Annotated in this window: 15 protein-coding genes; 5 read left to right on the top strand and 10 right to left on the bottom strand. The window is 64.0% G+C overall.

Annotated features, from left to right (window positions below; all coding sequences use genetic code 11):
* Nucleotides 1-19 precede the first annotated feature (19 nt).
* Nucleotides 20-919, bottom strand: coding sequence for a LysR substrate-binding domain-containing protein (locus IB279_RS33545; protein WP_034790308.1), 900 nt, complete (start codon nt 917-919; stop codon nt 20-22).
* A gap of 84 nt (nt 920-1,003) precedes the next feature.
* Nucleotides 1,004-2,524 carry a serine hydrolase gene (locus IB279_RS33540; RefSeq protein ID WP_090299183.1) on the bottom strand — a complete coding sequence of 507 codons (1,521 nt, stop codon included), beginning with the start codon at nt 2,522-2,524 and terminating at the stop codon, nt 1,004-1,006.
* A 245-nt stretch (nt 2,525-2,769) separates the two neighbouring features.
* Here IB279_RS33540 and IB279_RS33535 point away from each other — a divergent pair, with 245 nt between their 5' ends.
* A complete protein-coding gene (locus IB279_RS33535) occupies nt 2,770-3,810 on the top strand; it encodes a dipeptidase (protein ID WP_090299186.1) in 1,041 nt (346 codons plus the stop codon).
* A gap of 25 nt (nt 3,811-3,835) precedes the next feature.
* Here IB279_RS33535 and IB279_RS33530 read toward each other — a convergent pair whose 3' ends face one another.
* Nucleotides 3,836-4,705: a LysR substrate-binding domain-containing protein gene (locus IB279_RS33530; protein WP_060519931.1), complete on the bottom strand. Its 870-nt coding sequence runs from the start codon at nt 4,703-4,705 to the stop codon at nt 3,836-3,838.
* A gap of 166 nt (nt 4,706-4,871) precedes the next feature.
* Here IB279_RS33530 and IB279_RS33525 point away from each other — a divergent pair, with 166 nt between their 5' ends.
* Entirely contained in the window at nt 4,872-5,843 is a 972-nt protein-coding gene (locus tag IB279_RS33525) for a quinone oxidoreductase (RefSeq protein WP_090299189.1), read from the top strand.
* 58 nt (nt 5,844-5,901) lie between these two features.
* On the opposite strand, the gene IB279_RS33520 is transcribed toward IB279_RS33525, so the two are convergent.
* From IB279_RS33520 to IB279_RS33510, 3 genes are all read right to left on the bottom strand, one after another.
* Nucleotides 5,902-6,582 carry a helix-turn-helix domain-containing protein gene (locus IB279_RS33520; RefSeq protein WP_210338758.1) on the bottom strand — a complete coding sequence of 227 codons (681 nt, stop codon included), beginning with the start codon at nt 6,580-6,582 and terminating at the stop codon, nt 5,902-5,904.
* Between the two features lie 127 nt (nt 6,583-6,709).
* Nucleotides 6,710-6,955 (bottom strand): DUF2798 domain-containing protein, encoded by a 246-nt coding sequence (locus tag IB279_RS33515; protein WP_034790124.1) that lies wholly within the window; start codon nt 6,953-6,955, stop codon nt 6,710-6,712.
* Between the two features lie 45 nt (nt 6,956-7,000).
* Nucleotides 7,001-7,870 (bottom strand): NmrA family NAD(P)-binding protein, encoded by an 870-nt coding sequence (locus IB279_RS33510; protein ID WP_034790122.1) that lies wholly within the window; start codon nt 7,868-7,870, stop codon nt 7,001-7,003.
* 112 nt (nt 7,871-7,982) lie between these two features.
* Here IB279_RS33510 and IB279_RS33505 point away from each other — a divergent pair, with 112 nt between their 5' ends.
* Complete coding sequence (locus tag IB279_RS33505) at nt 7,983-8,876, top strand: LysR family transcriptional regulator (protein ID WP_034790120.1); 894 nt, start codon at nt 7,983-7,985, stop codon at nt 8,874-8,876.
* Nucleotides 8,877-8,910: 34 nt separating this feature from the next.
* Here IB279_RS33505 and IB279_RS33500 read toward each other — a convergent pair whose 3' ends face one another.
* Complete coding sequence (locus IB279_RS33500) at nt 8,911-9,774, bottom strand: DMT family transporter (RefSeq protein WP_034790119.1); 864 nt, start codon at nt 9,772-9,774, stop codon at nt 8,911-8,913.
* A 101-nt stretch (nt 9,775-9,875) separates the two neighbouring features.
* Between IB279_RS33500 and IB279_RS33495 the strand changes: the two genes are divergently transcribed.
* Both IB279_RS33495 and IB279_RS33490 read left to right on the top strand, forming a co-directional pair.
* On the top strand, nt 9,876-11,291 hold the full coding sequence (locus IB279_RS33495; RefSeq protein WP_060519928.1) for a PLP-dependent aminotransferase family protein: 1,416 nt from the start codon (nt 9,876-9,878) through the stop codon (nt 11,289-11,291).
* A 339-nt stretch (nt 11,292-11,630) separates the two neighbouring features.
* Nucleotides 11,631-12,671, top strand: a complete 1,041-nt coding sequence (locus IB279_RS33490) for a glutamine synthetase beta-grasp domain-containing protein (RefSeq protein ID WP_034790086.1) — start codon at nt 11,631-11,633, stop codon at nt 12,669-12,671.
* 121 nt (nt 12,672-12,792) lie between these two features.
* Here the strand turns inward: IB279_RS33490 and IB279_RS33485 are convergent, their stop codons facing one another.
* Genes IB279_RS33485 through IB279_RS33475 form a run of 3 tightly spaced genes read right to left on the bottom strand, consistent with a single transcriptional unit; the run spans nt 12,793 to nt 15,388 of the window.
* Nucleotides 12,793-13,692 carry an ABC transporter ATP-binding protein gene (locus IB279_RS33485; protein WP_090299244.1) on the bottom strand — a complete coding sequence of 300 codons (900 nt, stop codon included), beginning with the start codon at nt 13,690-13,692 and terminating at the stop codon, nt 12,793-12,795.
* A 5-nt stretch (nt 13,693-13,697) separates the two neighbouring features.
* On the bottom strand, nt 13,698-14,501 hold the full coding sequence (locus IB279_RS33480) for an ABC transporter ATP-binding protein (RefSeq protein ID WP_034790084.1): 804 nt from the start codon (nt 14,499-14,501) through the stop codon (nt 13,698-13,700).
* The gene (locus tag IB279_RS33475) at nt 14,498-15,388 is read right to left on the bottom strand and encodes an ABC transporter permease (RefSeq protein WP_034790082.1); all 891 of its coding nucleotides are present in this window, start codon (nt 15,386-15,388) and stop codon (nt 14,498-14,500) included. The genes IB279_RS33480 and IB279_RS33475 overlap by 4 nt, the downstream gene beginning before the upstream one ends.
* Nucleotide 15,389: the final 1 nt, after the last annotated feature.

Genomic DNA, 15,389 nt, shown 5'->3' with positions numbered 1-15,389 from the left:
TGCGGGCCAGGGCTGTCGCTTAGGCGACAGCTTCCAGGCTCTGCCAGACGCGGCCGACGATCGGGCGGCGGTTTTCCTTGGCGCGATAGAGCCGGATCTCGACACTGACGTCCCAGCGTGGGTCGGCGGCCCTGACCAGCGAGCCGTTCGCCAGCTCATCCGTCATCAGGCTTTCGGGCACCCAGGCGATGCCCCATCCGGATTCGGCCATGGCTTTCAGCCCCACCGACATGCTGCCTTCGTGCACCCTTTGCGCCGGCGGCAGCTCGCGCCCGATCAGATCATCCAGAAGCTGGCCGAAGAACGACGATTTTTCGTAGCTCAAATGCGGGAACGGTTTCGTGCCGCCTTCCAGCCGGTGCAGGGGCTCCCCCGCTTCATTCGCCGCCGAAACGGGGATGATGCGTTCGTGGCCGAGCACGCGATGTTCGAAGGCCTGCGGGTCGAGCAGGTGCGGGACCTGGGTATGGGCGTAGGTCAGCAGGAAGTCGCATTCGCCGTCGACAAGCGAATTGAGGTTTTCCTCCATGCTGCCGGAATCGGGGCGAAGTCGGGAGAAGAGCGGCCCGCTCCGGGCGTTGACCCGTGTCATCCATGCGGGAAAGAAGGTGAAGGAGAGCGTGTGCAGCGCTGTCAGCTTGATGGTGCGGGCGTCGGAGCCTTCCTCCTGCTGCAGATTGCGCCTTGCCTGGTAGAGCTGTTTCAGAGTCTCCTGCGCCACCGGCACGAATTTCGACCCCGCCTCCGTCAGGCGCGAAGGATAGGTCGCGCGGTCGACGAGCGTGGCGCCGAGCCAGGCCTCCAACTGCCGGATGCGGCGGCTGAAGGCGGATTGGGTGACATGGCGCTCGTCCGCCGCCTTTGAGAAGTTCAGCGTACTGGCGAGCGCCAGAAAGTCCTCAAGCCATTTGATTTCCACGGGCATGCACTCCTGAAGTCCGGTCCGTCATTCGCCGGCGACCGGGCTTCTTTTGTGGCAGCGCCCGCGCGTCATCAAGAAAAATCAGGCGCGTCGGCGATATTCGATCATCCGGGCTCGGCTCGTCACCAGTTCGAGGTGATCGGGCCCGAGGAGATGCAGGCAGATGCGCTTGACCCAGGGGCCATCGCTCAGCGTGAACAGGAAGCGACCATTGCCGAGCGGAGTGAGCGCCATCGTCTGACGAACGGGGCCGACGCCCATCAGGACCGCGCCGTTCTCGACCGTGAATTCCGCCCTTTCGTCGGAGCGCCAGACCCCGGAGAGCGACGCCGGCAGCGGCTCATGCGTCGCCGCTGGAAGGAAGCACTGTGCCGCATGGCCGACCTCGCCGACAAGGGCGGAGCCGTCGCGGCGCAGCCGGACAGGGGATGAGGCCGAGCGCGACGAGGCCCAGCCGTCGCCGTCGTCATAGAGCGTCTCATCCGCATCGAGATAGGTGCAGGTGCTGCCCTTGACCTCGACCCACCAGGGACCGGCCTCCGTCACGTAGAGACCGTCGCCGAGATCGGCTGCCGGGGTCGGCAGAGGAATGCCGGTGAGCGCTGCCATGCTTTCGAGCGCGATCTTGTAACCGTTGGTGTCCTCGCGGTTGGAGACGACGACGAAGCCGGCGCCCGTTTCGGGATCGAGGAGGAAATAGGTCTTGTAGCCGGGATGTGAACCGCCATGGCCAACGAATTCGCGGCCGCCGAGCGACGAGTTGCGCAGGCCGAGCCCGTATCCTGTTGGTCGCCCGTCGGCGAGATATCGGGGCGCCTGCAACTTCTGCAGAAGACCGGCGAAGCGGCCTTCGCCACCGAGCAGCGCCTGCAGCCAGGTGGCAAGCGCCCCGGCGCTGCCGGTGAGGCTGCCCGATGCGGAAATGTGCAGGCCAGCGGCAGATAGCTGCCAGGTTTCGCCCGAGTGCCAGTAGCCGGGAACGAGGTCCCTCACCGGATCGTTCCAGACATCCGGCGCCTTCAGCGCGATGCCAAGCGGGGCCGCGATTTCCCGTTGGACGAAATCGTTGAAGCGGAAGCCCTTGCGCTCCAAAGCCGCTTCGATGAGGCGATAGCCGGTGTTGGAGTATGAGACCTCGGTGCCGGCGTCAAAGTTCAGCCGCTCCAGGCGTGAGAGGTACTCCAGCAGCGGTCCGGCCCTGGTCTCCGTGTAGACGGAAAGGCCGAGCAACGACAGGCATTCGCGGGTATCCGGCAGGCCGCCACTCATGTCGAGCGCCTGCCCGACCGTCACGCGCGCAAGTGGCGACCGCAGTTCCGGAAGATGCTGGCCGAGCGGATCGTCGAGACCGATAAGGTCGGCGTGGGCGAGCACCATCGCTGAGAAGACGTGCTTGGTGAGGGACGCATAGCGCACGACGCTGTCGAGCGTGAACGGGGCGGATGTCGCGAGGCTCTCGACGCCGGCCGCATGCGAGAAGCGCGGTCCGGATGCATCGAAGCCGATGACCGCGCCGCCCGGTTCGTCTGCCACCCATTGTGCGGTCAGGCGCCTCGCAGCCGCTTCGGCGGCTTGCCAATCCAGCGATGCCGGCTTCGTCATGTCCATTCTCCAATTCTGGTCGCAGTGGTTTCCCACGCGTATCTCCGACTAAGCACGACAGAACCTCGTGCCGCCAATTCCGATTCCGGCAGGGCCTATGCACGGTTTGCATTTGCCCGGCCCGCCTGCATTGCGTTAGGCCGGCGGGGAAAAAGGGTGCGGTTCCCGCACCCAATGTCTATGGTCCGTCGGCGACTATCCATGAGTCGCACTTGAGGACAACAGGTTGAGAAGGCGATCCAGAATTGGCGACGCAAGCGAAAATCCCGGTCTTTGACGGACATAACGACGTGCTGTCGCGGCTCTGGCGTTCGCCGGGCGGCGCTGCCGAGCGCCGCTTCCTCGATGGCGTCGATACCGGGCATATCGATCTCGACAAGGCCGCGGCGGGTGGCCTTGCCGGCGGCCTCTGCGCCGTCTACGTCGCCTCGCCCGGCCTTGCCAAGGATGGCAGCGGCGAGTTTGCAACGCCCGATCAACAAAGCGCACTCGAAGCCACGCTCGGCATGACGAGCCTGCTGATGCGGATCGAACGCCAGTCGGAGGGCCGGCTGAAGATTTGCCGCAGTGCTGCCGATATCCGCGCCGCCATGGACGAGGGTGCCTTTGCCTCGGTGCTGCACATCGAGGGTATCGAGGCGGTCGGCGCCGATCTCGACGCGCTCTATGTGCTTCACGCCGCGGGTCTGCGCACGCTCGGCCCCGTCTGGAGCCGGCCGAACCTCTTTGCCTATGGCGTTCCCTTCCGCTTTCCCTCTTCACCCGATATCGGTCCAGGCCTCAGCGAGGCCGGCAAGGATCTCGTGCGCGCCTGCAACGAGCTGAAGATCATGCTTGATCTCTCGCACATGAACGAGCAGGGCTTCTGGGACATCGCCGCGCTGTCGCAGGCGCCGCTCGTCGCCTCCCATTCCAACGTGCACGCGCTCTGCCCGCATAGCCGCAACCTGACGGACCGTCAGCTCGACGCGATCAGGGACACCGGCGGTTTGGCCGGCATCAACTTCGGCGTCCTTTTCCTGCGCGCGGACGGGACCAGGAACACGGATACGCCGCTCTCGCTCCTTGTCGACCACATCGACTATATCGTCGAGCGTATCGGTATCGATCATGTGGCGCTCGGCTCTGACTTCGACGGTACGGCCATCCCTGCTGCGATGCGCAGCGCGGCCGATCTGCCGCTGCTCGTCGACCTGCTGCGCACCCGCGGCTATGACGATGCGGCACTCGTAAAGATCTGCCACGGCAACTGGATCCGCGTGCTGGAGACAACCTGGGGCGGGTGAGCGCCGCGCTCAGCCGCGAAGGACGTTAGGTCCTTGAAGCGATCGGCAAGCCTTCGAGCAGCACGCTGATCGCGCAATCGACGACGGCCGATCGCCGATCCCTGGCAAAAAGCCCATACTGGACGGCAAACGGCTTCGGTACGGCTGACGAGGCGGGCAGCGCCCGCATCGTGCCCGCGCGTATCGCGTCCGGCGGAAGCAAACCAATGCCGAGCCCGTTCTCGATCGCGGCCTGCAGCGCCGTGATGCTCTGGCTGGTAAAAGTGATCCGGTGTTCCCGGCCCTGGTCGGCCAAGGTCTCGATCATGCGTCGGCGCCAGAGGCAGGGTGCGGCGAAGGCAACAAGGTCGATCGGTCGGGTCTCGTCGAAGGCGTAGTCCGTCGCGCAGACCCATTGCAGCTCCACATTCCAGGTGGTGAGGGCGTCGGCTGTGATCACGGAGGTCGGCACGACCATGATATCGAGGTCGCCTTCAGGCCAGGTCTTTCCAAGCGCCACGCATTGCTCGACCACCACGTCGAGCCGGATCTCCTGGTAGCCGCGCCGCAGTCGACCGAGCGCTTCGGGCAGCGCCGTCGTTGCCACTTCCTCGGCCAGCCCGACCCGCACGCCACCGCTCAGGTCAGCCTGCCGCAGCCGCGCCGCCGCTTCGTCGCCAAGCGCCAGCATGCGCGTGGCGTATCCGAGGAACAATTCGCCTTCGGGTGTCGGCACGACGCCGCGACCGGTGCGGGTGAAGAGTTGTCGGCCGAGCAGATCTTCGAGCCGGCGCATCTGCATGCTCAGCGCCGATTGCGTGCGGCCGGTCTGGGTGGCGACGCGGTTCAGGCTACCCTGCCGGCAGACCGCGACGAAGCTGCGAAGGAGGTCGATGCCAATCTGGTCAGATATCATGAAGTTTGAACTCTGTTGTCATTGATATCAGTCTACACGGGCAACTCACGCATGGCTATCTGTCAGATGTGATCAGCGAGGAAGGCGAGGCAGCATCAGGCAGATCGGCATCGGCCGCCGCCTGGAGGCTGCCAGGACCAGCCAACTCAACCAGAGGACCAGATCCATGAAAGCTATCCGCGTGCATCAGCACGGCGGGCCCGATATGCTCGCCTACGAAAATTTCGAACTCGGCGAACCCGGCCCGGGGGAAGTGCGCGTGCGCAACCGGGCGATCGGCGTCAACTTCGTCGACATCTATTTGCGCAGCGGCGCCTACCCGCCGCCGCAGCTTCCATTCATCCCAGGTAAGGAGGGAGCCGGAGAGGTGGTCTCTGTCGGGCCCGATGTCGAGGGCTTCAAGCCGGGTGACCGCGTTGCCTATGCCGAGGCGCTCGGAGCCTATGCCGAGGAACACAATGTGCCGGCCCGTGTCCTCGTGCATCTGCCTGAGGATATCGACTTCGAGACGGGTGCGGCGATGATGCTGAAAGGGCTGACGGCGCAATATCTGTTGCGTCGCACCTTCCGGGTCGAGGCCGGCCACACCCTCCTCGTTCATGCGGCCGCGGGCGGTGTCGGCCTGATCCTGACGCAATGGGCGAAACATCTTGGGGCAAAGGTCATTGGCACCGTCGGTTCGCCGGAGAAGGCCGAACTGGCGCGGGCCAATGGTGCGGACTACGTGATCGACTACGGCAAGGAGAACTTTGCAACGCGCGTGCTCGAAATCACCGAAGGCGAGGGGGTCGACGTCGTCTACGACAGCATCGGCAAGGCGACGTTCGAAGGTTCGCTCGACAGCCTGCGCCCCTTCGGTCATTTCGTCAGTTTCGGCGCCGCTTCCGGCTCGATCCCTCCCTTCGACATCACGACGCTGGCGCAGAAGGGATCGCTTTATGCCACCTGGCCGCTGTTACCGGCGCATCTATCGCGACGCGAGGACGTGCTGGCGATGAGCAAGGATCTCTTCGACGTTGTCGCGCGCGGCGCGGTCAATATCCGCGTGCACGCGAGTCTGCCATTGGCCGAGGCAGCCGAGGCGCATCGCCGGCTCGAAGGACGCCAGACGACAGGCGCCTTGGTGCTCCTGCCGTAAGGCCAGCGATGGGGCGATATGTTCTAAGAACTCGTGGCGGCGCTGGCTGTGGCGCCCGTCACTTGCCTTCGGCGATCCCCTCGAGCCGGTTCTCGGCCCGGGTCACGGCGAGGCCGTCGGTGGGGCTTCCTGAGGGCGCTCCGTCGCCGAAGACGTCCATGGTGCAGGTGTGCAGGATCGTGGTCGGCTCACTGGTGTGGTTCCACATCGTATGGGTGCGCAGCGACGGGAAATGAGCGGAATCGCCCGCTTCGAGAACCATCGCTTCGCCGTCCACCTCCAGCGTCAACGCTCCCTTCAGGATGAAGAAGATTTCCTCTCCCTCATGCGACATTGGCTCGCTGCGATGGCCGGGCGGCTCGCGGATAATAGTGCTTCTGAGCACGTTGCCGGGAAAGGAGGCGGAGAGCCGCTCATAGGAGACGGCCTTGCCGCTTTCTCCGCCGAGCCCATAGACCGGACGGTGTTCGCGCCGGGTAAATGGCGTCGCCACCTTCGGCGGATTGAGGAAGCTGCCGGCCTCGACTTTCAAGGTCCGGCAGACAGCGATCAGCGAGGTCAGCGACGGGACGGTGATGCCGCGCTCGATCTGCGAGATGAAGCCGACGGAAAAACCGGCCTCGTCGGCGACCTCTTGAAGCGTCATCTTCAGGGCCTTTCGCCGTTGGCGCAGGCGATCGCCGAGCGGCGGCGTTTCTGCCTCGCCGGTCGAAGCGCCGCTGGCATGGTCCGTCGTCACTGTCTGTCCCCTTCTCGTCTCTCCTCAAGCTAGGGCGCGGCCCGATTTCCTGTCAATCGTTTTTAGATATCCTAAAAATATCGGTTGCGCCCGAAAGGTCGGCTCGGGGTGAATAGCGCGAGATCGGTCAGTTGCTGCGCGGCTGTTCGACGGTCGCCGCCACGATGCGGCGCACGAGCGGAAGAACCACGAGCAGGCTCGGAAAGGCGACCAGCCAGGAGAAAGCCCAGGCCTTGATCCATAGTGCGAGAATATCGGGATGGATGCCGTTGCCGATGGCCGTCGAGACGAAGGAGACGATGCCCGACATCAGGACGGAAAGAACAAGCGGCATGACGATGGCCTGGTATCGATGCGGAAGCTTTTTTGACATGAGGTGAACTCCGGGGGGTAAGGGAATAGGTGTGGCCGCCGACCGTTAGGCCTGCGCCAGCTCGCGAATGAAACTCTCGAGATTGCGCGGTTCGCGCTGAAGAGCGGCGCGCAGCGTCAGGCTGTTTCCGCCAAGTCCGACTTCGGCATAGTGGGCGTGAACCTTGGACAGCAGCTCCAGCTGGTGGTCGGTGTATTTCGCGGCGATCGGTTTTGCCCATTCGTGAAAGCCGATGGTTGCCGCAACGATCGGCCGACCGAGCGCGGCGCTCATCATTCGGGCGATTTCCTCGCGGTTGTGCCGGCCCTCGGCGCTAAGTTCCAGCGTCGCATAGGCGAGCCGGTCCTCCGTGAGGGCAATGGCCGCGACTTCGGCGACATCACGGTAGTCGACACGGGCGATGCGCGTTGCTGTCGGAAACGGCTCGGCGAAGCTGCCGGTGGCAAGCACGCTCGCCCAGGCCGACCGCAGGTTCTGCATGAAGTTTGCCGGATGCAAAATGGTGTATTCGAGCGGCGAGGAATAGAGCGCGTCCTCCACCGGGATCTTGGCTGCATGGTTCTTCAGCCGCACATGGGTTGGCTGGATGACCGAGGAGAAAACGAACTTCCGGACGCTGGCGCGAACGGCGGCTTCGACCATCGATACTCCCATCGCCGCCTCGTCCGGCGCAAAGGCCGGGCCGATGTGGAAGACGCCGTCAGCGCCCTCAAGTGCCCGGTCAAGGCTGGTGCGCTCGCGCAGATCGCCGATCGCGATCTCCGATGCACCGAGCGATTTCGCAATCGTGCCCTGCGCTTCGTCGCGGATGAGGGCACGGACCCTGGCGCCGCGCCGCGCCAGTTCGGGAAGGACAAGGCCGGCGAAGCGGCCGGTGGCACCGACGACAAGGATCGTGTTGGAGCGCTGGTTCATGGGGTCTGCCTTTCGAGCCGTCGTGATGTGACGATCTCAAGCTAGTGCTGCACAACAATGCGGACAATCGACGCAAAATGTGATTTATTCTCCAGCAAAACGGGATTATCGAATGAGCCGCATCGAAGATCTGGAGGCCTTTCTGGCCATCGTCGAGCAGGGGAGCCTGACGGCCGCGGCGAAACGCCTGGGCAGACCGCTCCAGACCATCAGCCGGTCGCTCGCCATGCTCGAAGCCGATGTCGGTGTCGAGCTGGTGCATCGCACGACCCGCCGCTCAATGCCGAGCGAGGCGGGCGAGAGCTTTTATCTGCGCATCAAGCCTGCGGTGGAGGAGATACACGACGCGCGCGAGGAGGCCGCACAGCGGCGCTCCGAGCCGTCAGGCGTGCTGCGCCTTGGGGCGCCCAATCTGTTTGCGCCGCGGTTCCTGATACCTGTGATCGCCGAGTACATGGCGAAATATCCGGAAGTCGAGGTCGATCTCGACCTCTCCGATGCCTTCGTCGATCTGGCAGCGAGCGGACTCGATCTGGTCTTGCGGATCGGCGATCTGCAGGATTCTGGCCTGACCGGCAAGCGCCTGGGCGCGCTTCGCCGCGTCGTCTTCGGCTCGCCCGCCTATTTTGCGAGCTTCGGCCGGCCGTCTCATCCGCAGGAACTCGCTGCGCATCGTTGCGTCACGCGCACGGGCGACGAGCGACCCGGCGTCTGGATGTTCAGCATCGACGGGCGGGCTCGCGCCGTCAAGGTGAGCGGCGGGTTTCGCACCAACTCGATGAATGCGATCTATGCGGCGGTGGAGCAGGGCCTCGGCCTTGGCTTTTCGCCGCTCTGGCAGATCAAACATCTGATCGATGCCGACAAGGTCGAAACCGTGCTTGAAGACTTCGAGCCGGCCCCGGTGCCGATCCATGCGCTGTGGTTGGAAGGGCGGACCCCATCTGCAAAGATCCGCCGCTTTCTCGATCTGCTCGGCGCGCGGTTGAAGCTCGACCGCCTCTGAAGGGCTTGGGCTGCGCCGCCCCGTGAAAAGCCGCCTATTTCGCGAATTTCTTGGCGCCGGCAACGCAGAGCACGATCGCGCCGGTCGCGGCCAGCATGCTCCAGCTGACCGGCTCGCCGAGAAGTGTTGCAGCGAGTGCCAGGCCGAAGAAGGGCTGCAGCAACTGCAACTGTCCGACGCCGGCGACGCCGCCGAGCGCAAGGCCGCGATACCAGAAGACAAAGCCGACGAGCATGCTGAAGAGCGAGACATAGGCAAGGCCCGCCCAGGCGCCGTTGGTGACGGCTGCGAAGGAGGCCGGCAGCGTGAAGAGCGTCAGCGCCAGCATGATCGGCAAGGACAGGACCAGCGCCCAGCAGATCACCTGCCAGCCGCCAAGCTTGCGCGAAAGGCTGGCGCCTTCGGCATAGCCGAGGCCGCAGACAATGATGGCGCCGAGCATCAGGAGGTCGCCGACGGGCGATGCGGCAAAGCCCTGCACCAGCGCGAAACCGACGACCGCGGCGCTGCCGAGCGAGGAAAAGAACCAGAAGGCTGGGCGCGGCCGCTCGCCGGCACGAAGCACGCCGAAGATCGCGGTTGCCAATGGCAGAAGTCCGACGAAGACGATCAGATGCGCCGAGGTGACGTGCTGCAAGGCCAGCGCGGTTAGCAGCGGAAAGCCGAGCACGACGCCGAAGGCGACGATTGCCAGCGAAACGAGATCGGCCTTCGCCGGTCGCGGCTGGCGGAAGATGAGAAGCAGCAAGAGGCCGAGCAGGCCGGCGATCGCCGCGCGCGCGACTGTCAGAAACACCGGATCAAAGTCCATCACTGCGACGCGGGTCGCTGGCAATGATCCGCTGAAGATCAGCACCCCGAGAAAACCGCTCATCCAACCGTCTGCCGTCTTGTCCATAGCATTCTCCTTTTTCGTCTGTATCCGTCGAACGGACTGGCTCTGCCAGAGACAATGCGGTACAGTTTTGCAAAACTGTATTGGATGTATGAGCAGTACGGATGACGGTTCAGGAGTTGGAGCTCGGCAGCGAAACGCTGCTCGAAGGCGTGATGTCGACGATCCGGCAGCGGATCGCCGGGCGTGTCCTAACGCCGGGGGCGAAGCTTCCGTCGATCCGCGCCTTCGCCAACACCATGCGCGTTTCGAAATCCACCGTCGTCGAAGCCTATGAACGGCTGGTGGCCGAAGGTGTCATTCGCTCGAAGCCCGGCGCCGGCTTCTTCGTGGCGGCGCCGCTGGCGCCTCTGTCTTTGGCCGAGATCGGTCCGCGGCTCGACCGGGCCGTCGATCCGCTGTGGGTGTCGCGCCAGGCGCTGGAAACGGGCGATAGCGTGCTGAAGCCCGGCTGCGGCTGGCTGCCGCCGAGCTGGATGCCGGAAACTGCAATCCGCCGTGCTCTTAAATCGGCATCCAAGCTGGAGGCGAGCGGGCTGACGGACTACGGAACGCCGCTTGGCCATCGGCCCTTACGCCAGCTTCTGGCGCGGCGTCTCGGCGAGCACGGTGTCGAGGCATCGCCCGACCAGATCATCCTGACGGAATCCGGGACGCAGGCGATCGATCTGCTCTGCCGCTTCCTGATTGAGCCAGGCGATACGGTCGTGGTCGACGACCCCTGCTATTTCAATTTCCATGCTCTGCTGCGCGCCCATCGGGCAGAGGTCGTAAGCGTGCCCTATACGCCTTCGGGGCCCGATCTCGAGAAATTCGCTGAGGTTCTCGCAACCCACCGGCCGCGGCTCTACATCACCAATTCCGGGCTTCACAATCCGACAAGCGCCACGCTCTCGCCGGTCGTTGCCCATCGTCTGCTGAAGCTCGCCGAACAGGCCGGGCTGACGATCGTCGAGGACGATATCTTCGCCGATTTCGAGCATACGCCGGCGCCGCGGCTTGCCGCCTTCGACGGGCTCGAGCGTGTCGTGCAGATCGGCAGCTTCTCCAAGACTCTCTCGGCCTCCATCCGCTGCGGCTTCATCGCCGCGCCGCGGGGGTGGATCGAGGGGCTGGTCGACCTGAAGATCGCCACCACGTTCGGTGGGCCGAGCCTTGCGGCGGAGCTGGTTTTTGCGATGCTCAAGGACGGCAGCTACCGCAAGCACATGGAGGCACTGCGCGAGCGCCTGGCACGGTCGATGAACGAGACGGCGGCGCGGCTCGGGGAGATCGGCATCACGCCATGGATCGAGCCGCAGGCCGGCATGTTTCTCTGGTGCCGTTTGCCCGATGGCATCGACGCGGCCGAGGTGGCGCAGAAATCACTGCAGCAGGAAATCGTGCTGGCGCCCGGCAACGTCTTTTCTCACGCCGGAACCGCCAACGGCTTCATGCGCTTCAATGTTTCCCAGTGCGAGGACGCGCGGCTGTTCAAGGTCCTGCCCGCGATCATGCGCCAATGCGTCGTCGGGCGCTGAAGTTGACCTGTCCGGTTCATTGCGCCACTGCACGTTTTGCAGGCAATCGCCGGCATCTACTGACGCTGGATCTTTGACCGCAGACTTGCCGCCCTGCTTTGCCGCGGAGTCGGGCAGGTTTTGCCTATTTTTTGTGCGAATCGCTGCTTCCTTGCGCTGTGCCATCGGTTCGGCCGCGCTCGCACCTGCCCCTAGTGACCCTTTTTTCTGGATTCTCGACGCTTAATTCAAGTTGGCACGATTAATGCTTCTTAACGCTCATCGGTCGTCGGGCAGCCAGTCTGGATTGCCCAACCGCTTCGGAACCAAGCCATTCCTGGCGTCATGTGAGAGAACGAAATGACAAAGTTTAAGCTCGAATACATCTGGCTCGACGGTTACAAGCCCACCCCGAACCTGCGCGGCAAGACCCTGATCAAGGAATTCGATGCTTTCCCGACGCTGGAACAGCTGCCCTTCTGGGGCTTCGACGGTTCGTCGACGATGCAGGCCGAAGGCAGCAGCTCGGACTGCGTGCTGAAGCCGGTCGCCGTCTATCCGGATCCGGAGCGCAAGAACGGCGTTCTCGTCCTTTGCGAAGTCATGATGCCGGATGCCAAGACGCCGCATCCGTCCAACACCCGCGCTACGGTTCTGGATGACGACGGCGCCTGGTTCGGTTTCGAGCAGGAATACTTCTTCTATCAGAACGGCCGCCCGCTCGGCTTCCCGGATGCCGGTTACCCCGCGCCGCAGGGCCCCTACTACTGCGGCGTCGGCTTCAGCAACGTTGGTGACGTGGCCCGCAAGATCGTCGAAGAGCATCTCGACATCTGCCTGGCTGCCGGTATCAACCATGAAGGCATCAATGCGGAAGTCGCCAAGGGCCAGTGGGAATTCCAGGTGTTCGGCAAGGGCTCGCGCAAGGCTGCCGACGAAATCTGGCTTGCCCGCTACCTGCTGCAGCGCCTGACCGAAAAGTACGGCATCGACGTCGAATACCACTGCAAGCCGCTCGGCGACACCGACTGGAACGGCTCGGGCATGCACGCCAACTTCTCGACCGCCTACATGCGCGAAGTCGGTGGCAAGGAATACTTCGAAGAGCTGATGGCTGCTTTCGCCGAAGCTCGTGCCGACCACATCGCCGTCTACGGCCCGGACAACCACATGCGCCTGACCGGCAAGCACGAAACCGCTTCGATCCACCAGTTCAGCTACGGTGTTGCTGACCGTGGTGCGTCGATCCGCGTTCCGCACAGCTTCGTCAACAACGACTACAAGGGCTATCTCGAAGATCGCCGCCCGAACTCCAAGGGCGACCCCTACCAGATCGCTTCGCAGATCCTGAAGACGATCTCCACCGTTCCGACCGACGTCGAAAAGCGCGAAGCCGCCTGATTTTATGGCCCGGCGCACGAGGGCGCCGGGCCAAAAATCGACGGGGTTGCGCTTTTCGCGACCAAACAAAAACGCCCCGCGGTAAGCGGGGCGTTTTTGTTTTAGCCAGTCGGTGGGCGGCTCAGGCCGCGCGCACGAAATGATCGGGCTCGACCTCGCGGATTGTCTCCTGGGTCGCCGCCGAACGCCGGCGCGTTTCATCGGCTTCGGCTGAGCTCACCTGCGCGTTCGGATCGTCGAAGCGGATGTCCGGATCCGGCACAGCCGAGAGCAGCAGCTTGGTATAGGGATGGGCCGGGTTGTCGATGACCTTACTGGTATTGCCCCATTCGACGATCTGGCCTGCATACATCACCGCGATATCCTCGGCGACGTAGCGGGCCGTCGCGATGTCGTGGGTGATGTAAAGCAGGCCGAGATTCATCTCGCGCTTCATTTCGCTCAAGAGATTGAGCACGCCGAGCCGCACGGAAACGTCGAGCATCGAGGTCGGCTCGTCGGCGACGATGACTTCGGGCTTGGCCGCGAGCGCCCGGGCGATGTTGACGCGCTGGCGCTGGCCACCGGAAAGTTCGTGGGGGTACTTCGGCGCGACGATCTCAGGATCGAGCTTCACCTGCCGAAGCAGGGCCTTGATCTCTTCGTCGACCGCCGCACCCCTGATGTCAGCACGATGCAGCATCAGCGGCCGCTTCAGGTGGTAGGCGATGGTGTGGGCCGGATTGAGCGAAGCGAAGGGATCCTGGAAGATCATCTGCACCGAGCGGCGATAGTCGGCGATTTCCTTGGATCCGGCCGCGTCGACGGGCTTGCCCTTATAGAGCAGCCGTCCTTCGCTCGGCTCGTATTCGCGCATGGCGATGCGGGCGCAGGTGGTCTTGCCGCTGCCGGATTCGCCAACGACGGCAAGCGCCCGGCCCGCATGCAATGAGAACGAGATAGCCCTCGCCGCGCGCACGGCGGCGGGGCCATTGCCGAAGGTCTTGCTGACCTTGTCCAGGGTAAGAATGGGTGCGGACATGCCGGTCATCGAAGAACGCCTCCGTGCAGCGAGGGGAAGGAGGCCCAGAGCTTCTTGGTATAGTCGTGCTCCGGTGTCCGGTAGATGGCGTCGGCGGTGCCCTGTTCGACCAGCTTGCCGCCGAGCATGATGCCGATGCGGTCGCAGAACTGCACCATCAGCCCGAGGTCGTGGGTAATGAAGAGCACGGCAAAACCGAGCTTGCGCCGGAGTTCGTTGATCCGCTGCAGGATTTCGCGCTGCACCACCACGTCGAGCGCCGTCGTCGGCTCGTCCATGACGATCAGCCGCGGATCGAGCGCAAGGCAGATGGCGATGACGATGCGCTGGCGCATGCCGCCGGAAAACTGGTGCGGATAATCGCGCATCCGGTCCGGCGAGATATCGACGAGCTTGAGCATCTCGGCGGTGCGATCACGCGCCTGTGCGCGGGTGATGCGCTTGTGCGTCTTCAAGACGTCGTAGAACTGCTGTTCGATGCGCAACACCGGGTTCAGTGAGTTCATTGCGCTCTGGAACACCATCGCCACTTCGCGCCAGCGGAAGTCGGCGAGATCCTTCTGGTCGAGGTCGAGCACGTCGCGGCCGTCGAGCAGGATGGCGCTTTCCTTGCGGATCAGCGCCGGCGGCTTGTGCAGCCGGCTGATGGCAAAGGCGATCGTGCTCTTGCCGCAGCCGGATTCGCCGGCAAGGCCGAAGACCTCACCGGGGGCAACGTCGAAGCTGACATTGTCGACGGCGCGGAAATCGTTGGTCTCGCCAATGTAATCGATGGTCAGGTTCTTGACCGAAAGCAAAGGTGCGGTCACAGGCGGCCCTCCCCGGAACGGATGAGCGCGGACCAGCGGCCGAGCCGGTTGCCGGTGCGAAGCCGCGGATTGGCGATTTCGTCGACGGCGAAGTTGAGCAGCGACAGGCCAATGCCGAGGAAGGCGAGCGCGAAGCAGGGCGTCAGGATGTCCCACCAGGCGCCGACCGAAAGGGCGGAGGCCTTCTGCGCCGCATAGAGCATCGTGCCCCAGGAAACGACCTTGGGATCGCCGAGGCCCAGGAACTCGAGCGTCGCCTGGGTGATGATCGCGAAAATCACACTGCCGATGAAGTTGATGCCGACGATCGAGATGAGGTTGGGGAAGATTTCGAAGGTCATGATGCGCCAGCGTGGCTCGCCCATCATCTCGGCGGATTTCACATAGTCCTTCTGTTTGACCGACAGCGTCTCTGCGCGGGTGACACGGGCACCCCAGGCCCAGGACGTGCAGCCGAGAATGAGCGCGATGACCCACGGACTTGCCTGGCCGATGAAGGCGGCGAGCACGAGCAGCAGCGGCAGGTTCGGCACGACCAGCACCATGTTGGTGAAGAAGCTGATGACCTCGTCGATCTTGCCGCCGCGATAGCCGGCGATGATGCCGAGTGCTGTGCCAACAATGGTGATGAGAAGCCCGGCGCCGAAGCCGACGGCGAGCGACGTGCGTGCGCCGTAGATGAGGCGGGCGAAGACGTCCTGGCCGATACGGGTGGTACCGAGCCAGTGCTCGAGCGACGGTGACTGATGCGGCCGTCCGACGCGCGCGCCCGGGTCATAGGAGGTCAGCAAGGGGGCTGCGATCGCGACAGCCAGGATGAAGGCGACGATCAGCGCGCCGACCATGGCCTTGCGGTTGTGGATGAGCGGAAAGGAGGAGGTTTTCATA

This window comes from Ensifer sp. ENS06, from assembly GCF_014852205.1.
Classification (GTDB): Bacteria; Pseudomonadota; Alphaproteobacteria; order Rhizobiales; family Rhizobiaceae; genus Ensifer; species Ensifer adhaerens.
This window is presented reverse-complemented; position numbering and strand designations above follow the sequence as displayed.